We start from the raw sequence: 13,476 nt of genomic DNA, 5'->3' as shown, positions 1-13,476 counted from the left end.
TCTCTGTACCCCGCCTCGTCAATTGCACACTACTACGGTTGGTTTAGCACTCCACAGGCGTAAATTCGGATGTAGCCCACCCTACATATATACGGTTTCGTTTAGGTGAGAACCGTATATTCTTTTGCGTATTTCAGATTTAAACTCGCATTGAAATCTCGATCAAGTATTGTATCGCACTTGTCACAATTATATACGCGCTCAGAAAGACTTAGATTCGTCTTCTTATTTCCACAGCTAGAACAAAGTTTGGAGGATGGATACCATCCGCTAACGATCCGAAGCTCGATGCCTTTTTCTTTGCATTTGGCCTCAATCCATTCCCTGAATGCATATAGGTTTTGCCCAGCAATTGCTTTCGACAAGTGGCGATTCTTCATCATGCCTTTAATGTTTAAATCTTCAATCGTTAGATACGCAGGCTTGGTTTTCACCAGCGTAGCAACAACATGCCGAACATATTCTTTTCGGATATTCGCAAGTCTAGCGTGCAATTTTTGAACAACTCCAAGTTGTTTTTGCCTGTTTTTAGCGCAGAATTCACCTCTCTTTCGATTTTTATTTTGTTCATAGCTGCGACTCAGTTTCCGCTGTTGTCGCTTTAAACTTTTTTCCAATTTAATAACATGTTGTGTTTTATTACTATTTTCAAACACGACATGATGACTACAAGAAGCAAATGTAGAAATCCCTACATCAATTCCAATTCCATCATGCTTAGGAACATAGGCTTTACGCACTTCTTCGACTTTACATAAAACGGAAACAAAATACCGACCCGCTTTTTGTGATAGCGTACAATTTATGACGGTGGCGTCCGTTGGAATATACCCAAATTCCTTTAAACGAACCCAACCAATTGTTGGTACTTTAATCCGATGGCGTTCTATTTTTAAATCAGATGCATTATTTTTCGGAAAATAGGCTTTTACATCTTGATTTCTTTTCTTTTTGAAGCGGGGAAACTTAGCCAATCCTTTAAAAAAGTTCTTAAAAGCCTTATCCCCGTTCATGATGGACTGCTTGACGGCTTTACTCGAAACATCCTTGATCCATTGGCCAGTTTCTTTCGTATGGACATTGTTCAGCCATTTGGAAAAATCGTAACCCGATAGGTGTTTCTTCGTCTGTTTATAGTGTTCTTGTGCGGTGTGAAGATATAAATTGTACACATAGCGACATGTGCCAATTGTTCGATTGACTTTATCGACTTGTACGTCAGACAGGAGGATTTCTGTCTTAAAGGCTTTCTTCAAGTTTGTCATCCTCCTGTATTTTCTTTTTATATTTTTGAAATCCGGCAATGCGACCGCTAAAGTCATGAAGTATCGAAATCAAATCTTCAACCAGTTCCCGTTGGGGTGCCCGGATTCTTTACGACAAGAATCCGGGCACCCCTTTTCTCTAAAAAGGAAGAAAACCAGTCATATCCAAAACGAACAAAGCGATCTTTATATGCAATAAGAATGGTTGTGACGTTCCCTTCAAAGCAATCGTCTAACAAAGCATTCCATTTTTTTCGTTTGTAATTCAGACCGCTTCCAATGTCGGTCAACACTTCGTATACAATCAAGCCTCTTGCATTGGCGCAATCTCGTAAAAAAGAAAGTTGGTTCGCCAAATCTTCCTTTTGACCAGCACTTGAAACACGCCCGTAAAAAACAATCTTACCTTCTTTATTTTCCCTGCTGAATCCCCATATGCGCTTCATATTGTTCGTGCGTATAGAACCTTCTTCCTTGTGGGTTTCGGTAAGCGACTATTTTATTGGCATTGTCCTAGTTTTATAACATTTTAACCGTCGTACTTAAAATAGATGCAAATTCTTTTGGTTTATAAATAGTTTTCATACTCACTAGTATACTACGTGGTAATACAAAGTTACTCGTTTAAGTTAACTCCTTTATTGGGGGAAATTGAACTTCATTCCCAGTATAACGTAAATTGTCCTAGAGTGGGTGTACCTTGTTACTTAAAGCATGGTAAGCATCATCAAGATTAATTAGATTCGTCGAGCGTTTCATTTATTTTGTCACAATACCAAGGGTTTAAATGTACTAAGACTTCATCGACATCTTTGTGTTGATCCATAATTGTGTCGCGAATTGTACGTGAAATATCATGCCCTTCCTGGATTGTCATTTCAGCACGAATGGCAATGCGAAGGTCGACTAATATATAGTGGCCATGTTCACGTGCGCGCAACCGGTCAATTCTTTTAACATCAGGAAACGAAAGGATTAAGCTTCCGAACTCGGTAATTCTTTCTGGACTCACACTCTTCTCCATAAGGATATCCATAGCTTCCTTCCCAATAACGTAGGCAAGTTTGAGCACTAGAATCGAAACGATAATACCGGCAATGGGATCCGCGTAGGAAAGTATTTGGATGTCGTACTTATCACCTACAAGAGCGAGCCCAATACCTAATACGGCTGCGAGGGAAGCATATACATCGGCAAGATGATCATAAGCAGTCGCAATCAAGCCTTTACTATTTGAAGCTTTACCCAATCGAATCGTATATACATATAAGGCCTGTTTCCAAACAAAAGATAGTATTGCAGTAAGAAGAGCGATAACGCTAGCCTTTGCAGGTTCCTCAAATAGTGCGGATACTGCTTCGAAAGCGATGTAAATGGCCGCTAGCCCTAAAATGATTGCGACAATTGCAGAGCTGATGACTTCAGCTTTTCCATGTCCATAAGGATGATCTTCATCAGCTGGACGTTTTGAAATCTGCATTGAAGTCAAGGCAGCACCGGATGCAATGACATCTCCTGCGTTGTGGAAACCATCGGCTAAAAGAACAGGACTTTTAAATAAAAAGCCTACGATGAGCTTAAGGATAGTCAACAGGATATTACTTATTAAACTTATCCATACAGCGATAATAGGAGCATTTGAATCTGGTTTAAGCTTCATTATTAACTACCCCCTTGAATTAAATTGGTGATTCTAATTATGTGTTGAAACGTTATTCGTAGTATACAATCACGACTAAATAAAATGAATGTTGCCTCAGGGAAACAAAAACCCCTGACAGGCTCCTGTCAGGGGATGGGCGTTTTTAAATGAATTTGTTTGGTTGTTTGCAATCATAAGAATCACTCGCTCGGTTAAGACGTTCAATAATTATAGCACTACCATTTTTCAATAGCAATCGAATGTATTTAATAACGCTTCGTTAACGTTTAGTAGCAAGGCTAAAATAATGAATGGTAATTGGTGATGGCCTCCTGAAATAAGCCTGTAAGAAGAGCGTTGTCTGTCTTATTTCTTCGGCTCACACATGTCGCTGGTTTCGACTATTAAATTAATTTTAATAAAAGAGCTAGATTTCAAGGGGCTTCACAATGTACCATTCACGTTAATTATTATCAGTAGCAAGGGGGAGAGATTTTTATGCTTTGTTGTTTTGTTTTATAATTTAGTATGTAAAGTTTTAGAAGTAAGAAAATCTGACGAGGTTGCTTTATACTTAGAATACATTGAAATGCAAATTGATCTAGATAGGGAGTTGTATATATGAAACTTTGGGGCGGAAGATTTACAAATCAAGAAGACGCGATTATGGAGCAATTTAATTCATCATTACGAGTGGATAATAGACTGTACCATGAAGATATCGTGGGAAGCCTTGCGCATGTGACGATGCTCGTTCATTGTGATTTGTTGACACCTGAGGAAGGGGAGTTACTTGTCAATGGGCTGCAATCGATTTTAGTTGATATTGAAAGCGGCGAATTGAAAGTGGAAGGCGCTTATGAGGACATACATTCTTTCGTAGAAATCCAGTTAACTGAACGAATTGGAGAAACAGGGAAAAAGCTACATACCGCTAGAAGCCGAAATGACCAAGTGGCAGTTGATGTTCGATTATATGCGAAGAATAAAGCAAGTGAAGTAATGAATTCTTTACAACAGCTTATTGATTCGTTAACTGCGAAAGGCACAGCAAATAATGTGATTATGCCGGGGTACACACACTTACAACGAGCACAAGTAGTAACTTTTGGTCATCATCTAGGAGCATATGCTCAAATGTTTAAACGGGATAAAAAGCGAATTGAGAATGCAATTGAAATTTTGGATGAAAATCCATTAGGGTGCGGGGCTTTAGCAGGTACAACACATTCGATTGACCGAGATGTTACAACAGAACTTCTTGGCTTTTCTAAACCTGTAGATAACTTTATGGATGGTGTCAGTGACCGAGATTATTTATTAGAATTAATGTCGGATTTTTCGATCATTATGATGCATCTAAGTCGTTTAAGTGAAGAACTTATAATGTGGAGTAGCCAGGAGTTTGGATTCATTAAAATGGCAGATGCTTATTCAACGGGAAGCAGTATTATGCCACATAAAAAAAATCCTGATGCAGCTGAGTTAATCCGAGGCAAAACCGGACGTGTTTATGGTTCTCTCTTTGCTTTACTGACGACGTTAAAAGGACTACCGCTCACTTATAATAAGGATATGCAGGAAGACAAGGAACAATTTTTCGACTCACTAGATACAGTACTGGATTGCCTAGAAATTATGGCGAAAATGGTGGACACTTTGCATGTCAATGAAGATAAAATGAAAGAGGCCATTAAAGCAGGATTTTTAAATGCAACTGAAGTTGCTGATTATTTAGTGAGTAAAGGGATTGCTTTCCGTGATGCACATGAAATTGTAGGCAAACTGATAATTTATTGCGAAGAACAGAAAAAAGCGATTGAAGATCTAACGATAGAAGAGTTAGCAAAGTTCAGTAAACATATTGAGGGCGACATTTATGAGAGTATCGATTATGAAAATATCATTACGAAGGGAAATAAGAAATTAATGAAAGAAGTACAAAATTAATAAAGATTCTACTTTAGTATACAGCTAGAGTATTTTGATATGAGCTGTCCAAATATGGGCAGCTTTCCATTTCACGTAAACTAAATATTCAGTGTAAATGTTCACATCGCAGTTGGATACCGTGTATTATATAGATAGTAGCTTTATTTGTTTAAGAAATGAGGTGGTCTATATGAAACCAGTTATTGGAATTACAACCGATGTGGAAAATGGAAAAAGACATGTTTTAAATGATAGATATATTCAGGCAGTTGAGCGTGCAGGTGGCTTGCCAATCCTTATTCCAACAGGTATTGAGAAAGACTTGCGGCAAATTACTGGACTACTTGATGGTCTACTTCTTTCAGGAGGTTCAGATCTCAACCCGCTATTGTTTGGTGAGGAGCCCCATCGAAATCTTGGAGATGTCACACCCGCTCGCGATCAAATTGAAATCGAGTTAGCAAAAATAATGCTTGAGTTGGATAAGCCGATATTAGGTATTTGTAGAGGGGAACAGATTCTCAATGTTGTGAGCGGAGGAAATCTGTATCAAGATATTCATGCACAAAACGAAAAGAAGGTTTTGCAACATGCACAAAATTCACCAAGGGGGCATCTCACCCATTATGTGCAAGTGGAAAAAGGAAGTTTATTAGAATCGATAGTTGGAGAAACAGAGATACTAGTAAACTCATATCATCATCAGGCGGTCAAATATGTTCCGAAACCTTATCAAATATCAGGGGTTTCGAGTGATGGAATTGTCGAAGCGATTGAAAGTACCGAACATCGATTTGTTTTAGGGGTTCAATGGCATCCTGAGGAATTGGTGCCACTGAACGATGCACCTTCCTTATTAATTTTCGAAAAGTTTATTAAAGCAAGTAAAAAAAGCAATTAAGCAAAATTACTGAACCGTCAGTAAACAACGCGTTTGAAGGAATTCTTGATCATGACATCATGTTTGTATTTTTCTAGGTTAGACGATAAAAAAGTCCCCCAAATATGGGGGGGACAGAATTTATATGGGGCTAACCAACTAATTATTTCCTCTTTTTTATGATATCTTGCCAATTTGGAGGAAGCTCATACGTTTCCATATGCTTAAAACTTTTAAGTTTCACTTCACTTGGAGTTATCGAAAACGTTAGTTGGTCTCTTCCTACTGGATTATGTGGACCGACAACGGGGGTAACTTCAACGATTACTAAAAAAATAAAACCTCGATATCCATTTGTTCTTTCCATCTTTAATATCTTTATTTGATACGGATAAACTAAGGGGCTTGTGGTAAGATAATTTGAATAGTATTTAGAAACTGCCTTCTGAATGTCTGGTAAAAGTAGTGAAAAAAACAAATCCATCACAAGTTCTTCTTTAGATTCTTCAGCAGGTTGATAATAATCTGTTTCAGCATATGTCAATACTGTCGACATCAGAAACAACACTAAAAAAGAAGGAATTAAAATACCTTTTTTCATTGGACACCCCCTTTAAAGCTTATTTTACTCAGAAAAGCTTAAATTATCTCAACCAAATTATTCTATTTAAAAGTGTTGAATTCGTGGGAGATTCACTTCAAATATCTGGCATCATTCAATTGTAAAGATGGATAAACAGGCATACTAAAGACCGTAAATTCATAAGAATTCACGATCTTTAGTATTTTGATTTTATCTTACTTATCGGGCTGATTAAAAGTACTTTCAGTTACGTTTAAACCGACTTGTTTTATTCGCTTTTAGTCGTTTCATGCGATCATCTATATCCTGTTTTACCGAAGAACTCTTTTCAGCATCGATTTGAAGTGAAATGATTTTATCTTCATTCATTCCAATCACAAACCAGGTTCCTGCAGAACTTCCTGCAGGCAGTAACGAACGTGATACATGAAACTGTTTCTGTAAAGCGTCGATTAATATGAGTGCGTTATTATCATCTGTAAATCGATCAAGATAGCCTGAGTACATAAATTATCCTCCAATGCAGGCAACACCCTGCGCTTTAATATCATTAAGTCTTCCTGAGCCAATACCATTAATATTTACAAGCTCATCTATTGAATGAAAAGGTCTAAGTTTAATCAATTCGGCTGCTAAAGTAGGTCCGATATGCGTGATTTGTTGAACCTCTTCTAGAGTAGCTGTATTGATGTTTAGACAATTTTCGTTTCTTATAATTGTCCCTTGTTTTTGCGTCTTAACTTCAATCGTTTTTCCATCTGTTTCCAGTACAATGGTACCGTGCGTGTCTGTTCCATATAAAAGAGTGCCGCTTCCAGTAATTCGATCAACAATTTCAGCATCTGGATGACCATATGAATTATTTTCTCCTGCGGAATAAATTGCGATTTCAGGTTTGACAGCAGCTAAGAAGTTGGGTGTCGTTGATGTCTTAGATCCATGATGACCGGCGTGCAGAACAGTAGCTTGAAGATTTTCACCTCTACCTAGCATTTCATTTTCCGCTTGTTGTTCAGCATCACCAGTAAGAAGGAAAGAAATATCTCCATATTGAAGTCTAAATACAAGTGAGTTGTCGTTTGTTCCCATTGAAAGGGATTTCGGATGAATTACGGTTATTTCAAGAAGACCAATATCGAATACTTCACCAAGAGTAGGTTCATAGTAATCAACTTGGTACGTTTCAATCGCTTCAAGTGATTTTGCAAACACTTGAGAGTTCGAAATTTCGCCGTTCATCCAAACTTCTCCTACATTGAAATCTGCAATAATCTTATCCAACTGCCCGATATGATCTGCATGTGGATGACTAATTGCAATGATGTCAATGTCTTTAACTTGTTGCGAATGAAGGTAAGAAACCACATCTGTTGAGATCCAATCACCCGTGTCAAATAGAAGAGTGAAGGCTTCGTTTCCATCATTAAATTGAAGCAAGGTGGCATCTGCTTGACCAACATCAATGAAATGAACTTTCATCTTTGAATGGTCTATATCGTCTTGAACATCTTTTGGAGTATGTGAAGCAACATCATCTGCTTTGGAAATGGTTTGCTGTTGATTTACCGAACAAGCAGAAAGCATAAATAAGCTACTATATAGCAAAAGATGAACGAATAACTTACTTATCATTTTCGTCCTCCTCGAATAGAATTGAATCTGTTCTATCTTTAAATTATAGCAGATGCGAAATAAAAAACCTTCGTATCTCTAACAAGTTAAGAAGAAGTAATATATACTAAAATAACCTAGAAATATTGAAAAATGAAAGGAGGGAATTAAGGTGGAAAGATTTGATTGTAAACATTTATTGAGGGATGCTCGAATTCCAGAACATCGCCAAACAATTAAAGAAGCAATTGAAAAAGATTTGGCAGATGATATGCATATCATTGCTGTTTTTTACGGTGGTTCGATAGGTAATGAAGATACAGATGTATATTCAGATATCGATCTCCGTATTGTCGTTCGAAATGAAGCATTCGAAGAGTACAGGGACAATAAGAAAAAACGTGCTGAAAAATGGGGGGAAGTTCTATTTTTTGAGGACTTGCCTTATGTAAATTACAGTACAGCTCATTATGATAATTTTGTGAAAGTGAACACATTTTACTATCGACTGAAGGATTTACTGCCATCTGCCTCCCTACGAAATATAGAAGTTTTTTATGATGAGAGTGAGATGTTGGAGGATATAGTAAAGAAATCAAATCAAATGCAGTTAAAGTTTACAAAGGAAGACGTCGAACTATGGCGCACTAAATTCTTTGCTTATTTACATGAATTGTACCGTAGAGTTATGAGAAACGAATTATATTATGGGCTGAGGTACTTAGATAATTTGCGCTTTTCAATCGTCACTGCATGGTATATGGAGGCAGGAATGCAACCGAATCCATTTGGTGATTGGGCAAAAGTAGAAGGTGAAAGAAGTCATCTTAAGAACGATCAGTTAGAACTTCTGAAATCTTGGAGTTGTTCAAGGGATCCAGTTGAAATTATGGATGTTACACAACGCATTATTCCTGAATTCAAACGAGTTCACCGGATCTTATGTGAACAGGTTAGATTGGAAGAAAATGCCGATTGGGTAGATGAAGTATTAAACAAAGTACTTTAAATTATAGCAATTGGAAAAACATACTACGCGTAATATTGGTAAGTTTGGTTATCCTAAATTTGATACTAAATTTGGGAGGAAGCCTATTGAAAAAAATTCTTATGTTCACGACAGTCGTCTTCGTATCTTTATCATTAGTTGGATGTGGGGCTAATAAAGATAAAGGGGTTACGAATACTGATAATACGAACCCACAAAAAGAAGTGGTTGAAGACAATAACGAGACAATAGTAAATGAAGAAAATACGGATTCAACAAACGTAAACGAAACACGCATGGATATAGCTAACGAAGCAGCGGATAAAGTTGCTGAAATGGATGAAGTTGACAGTGCTACGATTATTGTTACAGATCAGAATGCTTATGCAGCAGTCATGTTGAAATCTGAAACCACTGAGTTAACAGATGCCTTGGAAGAAAAAATTGCAGATAAAGTGCGAGAAACTGATTCGGATATTCAAAAAGTATATGTCTCGGTTAATCCGGACTTTGTTGAAAGAATGAAGGGTTATGGTGAAGAAATTAGTGCGGGGAATCCAGTAGAAGGATTTTTTGAAGAATTCACTGAATCTGTAAAAAGAGTATTTCCAGACGCTCATTAACACAACTGAATTTAATACGGAGCAGGACCTATTTGTAACTAAGTAGGTTCTTTTTTAATAGTAGATAAAGTATTTGTAAACTCCTTCTCGAGTAGAGGGGAAAGCGTGAAAATATCGCTTCGGCGCTTGGTGATGGCCTCCCGTAGTAAGCCCGTCAGAAAGTTCACTGTCGGTCTTACTACTTCGGCTCACACTTGTCGCTTCTACGCTAGTTCGTTTTAACTTCATGGTTAATGCAGTAATCAGAGTGGAGCAATCATACGATTTGTACACTCCTAGTTGATTGAAGTGGAAGACGGCGACTCCGGGAGGACAGCGGGTCAGGTGAAACAACCAACGGGAGCGAAAGCCGTAACGAAGAACGGCTTTTGCGAATAAGCGGAGCGTTATGAGCACATCTTTGCGAACGGGTTGGTCCACCGCCTGCCCTCCGGAACGCGTCAGGGAAAGATCGAACTCTATCTTTCCGCACTTCGGGTCTGAAAAGGAAATCAACGTGTTAGATACACTTACTCGAGCACATTTGTTTAGTTTGTTTTATCAACATTATTATTTAACAGAGCATAATCGGAAATACTTGTTGGATTGGACGTATCACGCAAATAGCTAATTGATATGGTAAACTAAAGTAAAAGAAAATAGCTGTTCAGTTAATTGGATGAAGGGGGAAGTTGAGATGGAAATGAAACCACTTGAAGAAACACTAATGGGTGCATTAGGAATAGAAGTAATAGAGCTATCTGCAGAACGTGCAGTAGCAACAATGCCTGTTCACGCTGCAACACATCAACCATTTGGATTGTTACATGGTGGGGCGTCGGTTGCATTAGCTGAAACGATCGCAAGTGTAGCTACATGGAACTTGGTGGATCAAGAAAATGAAATTGCTGTAGGATTGGAAATAAACGCAAATCACTTACGAGGTAAGTCAGAAGGTATCGTTACAGCAATCGCAACGCCTCTACATAAAGGACGGACAACAATGGTGTGGGATATAAAAATTGTGGACGAAGATGAGAAGCTAATCTGTATATCTCGATGTACGATGGCAATCGTGAAAAGAAAATAACATTACATATAGTAAGGAGTTTTTTATGTTTAAAAATCAATTAATAAAAGTGAAAGACTTCCATGAATTGCATAAACAAGGACCTACTTTTATATTACCGAATGCTTGGAATGCTATTAGTGCTAAAATATTTGAGGAAAAAGGATTTAAAGCTATTGGAACAACAAGTGCAGGAATAGCAGCATCATTTGGTTATTCCGACGGTCAAAAGTTACCATTTGAAATGATGATTGAAACAATATCTTCAATAACAAGGGCAGTAAACATACCCGTAAGCGCAGATATTGAGGCAGGATATGGATTTACAATTGATGAACTTGTAAATAATGTTCGAGAAGTTATTATAGCTGGAGCAATAGGGATTAATATAGAAGATGGAACTGGAGATCTTATCGATCCACTTACAGATGTACTTGTTCAAAGTGAAAACATAGAGGCAATTAGAGAACTATCGAATTCACTTAATATCCCACTCTTTATAAATGCAAGAACAGATTTATATTGGGCCAATGTAGGTGAACCAGAAGAGCGTTTACTAGAAACGATACATCGTGCAAACGCTTATGTAGAGGCGGGAGCGGATTGTATTTTTGTTCCAGGAGTAACGGACATAGAAGCAATCGAGATATTAAGAAAAGAAATTACGGTACCAATCAACCTATTGTCGAATCCACTATTACCTACATTAGAAGAGTTATCAACCATCGGAATAGAACGGGTTAGTACTGGGTCTGGACCATTTAGGGCTACAGTAAGCATGTTGAATTCTATCGCCGATGAACTATATAATAAAGGTACTTTTGAACAACTAACGAAAAATGTGTTGTCTTACGAAGAAGTTGAAGAAATGCTGAAGAAGTAAAGCACAAAATAACCCATCTTTGAGCTGGATTTGCTCGGATGGGTTATTTCTTTTATTGGGCGAATAAAGTTTAAGGTACGGATTTATTATAGATTATCTACATACGTTTTAAAGGCGGTATGAACTTTGTTACGACCTTCCACAATTTCAGGGTGGAATTGGATAGATGCCGAAGCACGCGTTGATTTTACATCGTTCAAAGCCTGTAGTGTTTTTGTTTTGTTCTTGGCGATCGAATAGCCCGCAAGAGTACCTTGTTCACGTGCCACTTTTGCCGATTCGATTCCTGTAATGTTTCCTGCAACGTATATGCCTTTTACAGGTGTTTCCATTAACTCATTATGAATTGGAACGTGTCCACCCAATTCCTCGATATATTGGAAAGGACAACCTGCGACTGATGCTAGTTCAGTAAGTGGATATAATCCTCCTGCAATACATACGAAGTCTACAGGAATTATTTTATCGCTACCTTTGATCACTTTACCATCAGGGGTTAAGTCACACATTGTAACGGATTCCACTTTTTCTGTTCCGTTTATTTGTGTGATGGCTTTCCTGATATGGATTGGCATGCCCCACATCTTCACGCCACCCTTTGGATAAAACCGAACAGCAGTATTGCGTACCCATTCGGCCTTTGCAAACTTACTTCCAAAACGAAGAAAGGCAGAAGGAGCCAGGTGGGCAATTCGGACAAGTCCTTCCATAACTTTCTTAGGGTTTGCATGATTTTGTGTTACGGGATTTGAAACAGGTAGGGCCATGCTGTGGAGTTCAATTCCAGCGATCTGAAGCTCCCGTGCAATAGCCGCAGAAAGTACGTTGACACCGACAACGATTCCTTTATTTCCGACTCGAACTCGGTGTACATTTGTCATGACTTGAGCGGCACCGATCGACATCACGCCTGGAAGTGTCCATCCTGGAATTGGCGCAGCAGTTTCTGCAGCACCTGTGGCAATCAGGAGATTTGCCGTTACAAGAATCCCAATACTTGTATGTATGGCGTAGCCTTTTTCTAAGTGTTCAATATGGTGGGCGGATACCTCACACTTGATTTCAGTGTGCAGTTCTGTTGCTTTATCCAACAACAATTGTGTTTCTTTTATTCCATTCCACCATTCACCATTTGGTTCTTGATGAAGTTGACCTAGAAGACGTCCCCCAGCTTTAGGGAATTCATCGATTACGATTACGTTTAAATCTGATTCACGGCAAGCGATGGCAGCTGACAAACCGGCTGGACCAGCTCCAATAATTACAACATCATACATGTGATTCACCATTCTTTGCCTCTTTATTTTGTTCTTCAAATTCAGCATAAGTTCGTGGCCATTCGTTTGGAGGAGCTTTAAATGGAGCGGCTTGCAGTTTACCGCTTTCTATAGACAGATTATCTTTAATAGGTGTCATACAAGCGCGGATCCCCTGTACTTCATTGACAGTAACTCGGCATTCGAAACAATGCCCAATGTTACAATATATTGCACGAGGTGCTCCTGTTTCTTCGTGTAAACGAAGTTGTCGAATTCCATTTGCAAGTAGAGCCGACGCGATTGTGTCGCCTTCAAAGCCTGTATATGTTTTACCGTCAAAGGAGAAAGTAACTTGTTTAAGATCTTTTAACGTACCTAAAACCGGATGATCCATGATTCGATTTTGTGTCATTTTTCATTACCTCCTAAAACAAAGAGGGATACAGGTCGAACGGGGGGTTGTACTTTCATTGGAATCTCATGGCCTGCCTTCTCTCCAGTAACGGATTCAAGAACCGCGTCAACGGCAGGCCTGCACGTTCTTCCTCCACAATATCCCATACCAGCTCTTGTCCGGAGTTTTACTTCTCGTGCCGAACATCTATACATTGATGCTGTGTTTTGAATATCTTCCAATGAAACTTCCTCGCATCTACAAATAATCGTATGAATCATACTATTACTTCCTCCTTTACAATATAAAAAACAATGGACTTTATACTTTGTTAATGAAGAAAATTGACACAACGTCCTATCCTATTC

At 38.4% G+C, this 13,476-nt stretch carries 14 protein-coding genes and 1 pseudogene; 6 read left to right on the top strand and 9 right to left on the bottom strand.

Annotation, left to right across the window (positions count from 1 at the left end; translation table 11 throughout):
* Positions 1 to 101: 101 nt before the first annotated feature.
* The 3 genes and pseudogenes from ACXYMX_RS09785 to ACXYMX_RS09775 all read right to left on the bottom strand — a co-directional run bounded on the left by ACXYMX_RS09785 (position 102) and on the right by ACXYMX_RS09775 (position 2,925).
* The gene (locus tag ACXYMX_RS09785; protein ID WP_459044068.1) at positions 102 to 1,256 is read right to left on the bottom strand and encodes an RNA-guided endonuclease InsQ/TnpB family protein; all 1,155 of its coding nucleotides are present in this window, start codon (positions 1,254 to 1,256) and stop codon (positions 102 to 104) included.
* Positions 1,240 to 1,850 (bottom strand): annotated as a pseudogene (locus ACXYMX_RS09780) (IS607 family transposase). Before ACXYMX_RS09780 ends, ACXYMX_RS09785 begins: the two are co-directional and overlap by 17 nt.
* A gap of 148 nt (positions 1,851 to 1,998) precedes the next feature.
* A complete protein-coding gene (locus tag ACXYMX_RS09775) occupies positions 1,999 to 2,925 on the bottom strand; it encodes a cation diffusion facilitator family transporter (RefSeq protein ID WP_459044067.1) in 927 nt (308 codons plus the stop codon).
* A 603-nt stretch (positions 2,926 to 3,528) separates the two neighbouring features.
* Here ACXYMX_RS09775 and argH point away from each other — a divergent pair.
* Positions 3,529 to 4,857, top strand: coding sequence for an argininosuccinate lyase (gene argH / locus ACXYMX_RS09770; protein WP_459044066.1), 1,329 nt, complete (start codon positions 3,529 to 3,531; stop codon positions 4,855 to 4,857).
* A 172-nt stretch (positions 4,858 to 5,029) separates the two neighbouring features.
* Positions 5,030 to 5,740 carry a gamma-glutamyl-gamma-aminobutyrate hydrolase family protein gene (locus ACXYMX_RS09765; RefSeq protein ID WP_459044065.1) on the top strand — a complete coding sequence of 237 codons (711 nt, stop codon included), beginning with the start codon at positions 5,030 to 5,032 and terminating at the stop codon, positions 5,738 to 5,740.
* Positions 5,741 to 5,882: 142 nt separating this feature from the next.
* On the opposite strand, the gene ACXYMX_RS09760 is transcribed toward ACXYMX_RS09765, so the two are convergent.
* The 3 genes from ACXYMX_RS09760 to ACXYMX_RS09750 all read right to left on the bottom strand — a co-directional run bounded on the left by ACXYMX_RS09760 (position 5,883) and on the right by ACXYMX_RS09750 (position 7,934).
* The gene (locus ACXYMX_RS09760; RefSeq protein WP_459044064.1) at positions 5,883 to 6,320 is read right to left on the bottom strand and encodes a DUF3888 domain-containing protein; all 438 of its coding nucleotides are present in this window, start codon (positions 6,318 to 6,320) and stop codon (positions 5,883 to 5,885) included.
* Positions 6,321 to 6,545: 225 nt separating this feature from the next.
* Entirely contained in the window at positions 6,546 to 6,809 is a 264-nt protein-coding gene (locus tag ACXYMX_RS09755) for a DUF3006 domain-containing protein (RefSeq protein ID WP_459044063.1), read from the bottom strand.
* Between the two features lie 3 nt (positions 6,810 to 6,812).
* On the bottom strand, positions 6,813 to 7,934 hold the full coding sequence (locus ACXYMX_RS09750; RefSeq protein WP_459044062.1) for an MBL fold metallo-hydrolase: 1,122 nt from the start codon (positions 7,932 to 7,934) through the stop codon (positions 6,813 to 6,815).
* A 151-nt stretch (positions 7,935 to 8,085) separates the two neighbouring features.
* Here ACXYMX_RS09750 and ACXYMX_RS09745 point away from each other — a divergent pair, with 151 nt between their 5' ends.
* From ACXYMX_RS09745 to ACXYMX_RS09730, 4 genes are all read left to right on the top strand, one after another.
* On the top strand, positions 8,086 to 8,922 hold the full coding sequence (locus ACXYMX_RS09745; RefSeq protein ID WP_459044061.1) for a hypothetical protein: 837 nt from the start codon (positions 8,086 to 8,088) through the stop codon (positions 8,920 to 8,922).
* 86 nt (positions 8,923 to 9,008) lie between these two features.
* The gene (locus ACXYMX_RS09740; protein ID WP_459044060.1) at positions 9,009 to 9,524 is read left to right on the top strand and encodes a YhcN/YlaJ family sporulation lipoprotein; all 516 of its coding nucleotides are present in this window, start codon (positions 9,009 to 9,011) and stop codon (positions 9,522 to 9,524) included.
* 676 nt (positions 9,525 to 10,200) lie between these two features.
* On the top strand, positions 10,201 to 10,593 hold the full coding sequence (locus tag ACXYMX_RS09735) for a hotdog fold thioesterase (protein ID WP_459044059.1): 393 nt from the start codon (positions 10,201 to 10,203) through the stop codon (positions 10,591 to 10,593).
* Between the two features lie 25 nt (positions 10,594 to 10,618).
* Complete coding sequence (locus tag ACXYMX_RS09730; protein ID WP_459044058.1) at positions 10,619 to 11,455, top strand: isocitrate lyase/PEP mutase family protein; 837 nt, start codon at positions 10,619 to 10,621, stop codon at positions 11,453 to 11,455.
* An 86-nt stretch (positions 11,456 to 11,541) separates the two neighbouring features.
* Here the strand turns inward: ACXYMX_RS09730 and ACXYMX_RS09725 are convergent, their stop codons facing one another.
* The 3 genes from ACXYMX_RS09725 to ACXYMX_RS09715 are packed head-to-tail and all read right to left on the bottom strand — an operon-like array spanning position 11,542 to position 13,389.
* Positions 11,542 to 12,732, bottom strand: coding sequence for an NAD(P)/FAD-dependent oxidoreductase (locus tag ACXYMX_RS09725; RefSeq protein WP_459044113.1), 1,191 nt, complete (start codon positions 12,730 to 12,732; stop codon positions 11,542 to 11,544).
* Positions 12,725 to 13,126 (bottom strand): (2Fe-2S)-binding protein, encoded by a 402-nt coding sequence (locus ACXYMX_RS09720; protein ID WP_459044057.1) that lies wholly within the window; start codon positions 13,124 to 13,126, stop codon positions 12,725 to 12,727. The genes ACXYMX_RS09725 and ACXYMX_RS09720 overlap by 8 nt, the downstream gene beginning before the upstream one ends.
* The gene (locus tag ACXYMX_RS09715) at positions 13,123 to 13,389 is read right to left on the bottom strand and encodes a (2Fe-2S)-binding protein (RefSeq protein WP_459044056.1); all 267 of its coding nucleotides are present in this window, start codon (positions 13,387 to 13,389) and stop codon (positions 13,123 to 13,125) included. Before ACXYMX_RS09715 ends, ACXYMX_RS09720 begins: the two co-directional genes overlap by 4 nt.
* Positions 13,390 to 13,476 lie beyond the last annotated feature (87 nt).

It is taken from the genome of Sporosarcina sp. CAU 1771 (assembly GCF_054482775.1).
Note: the sequence above shows the minus strand (reverse complement) of the source record. Positions and strands in the feature narration are given on the sequence as shown.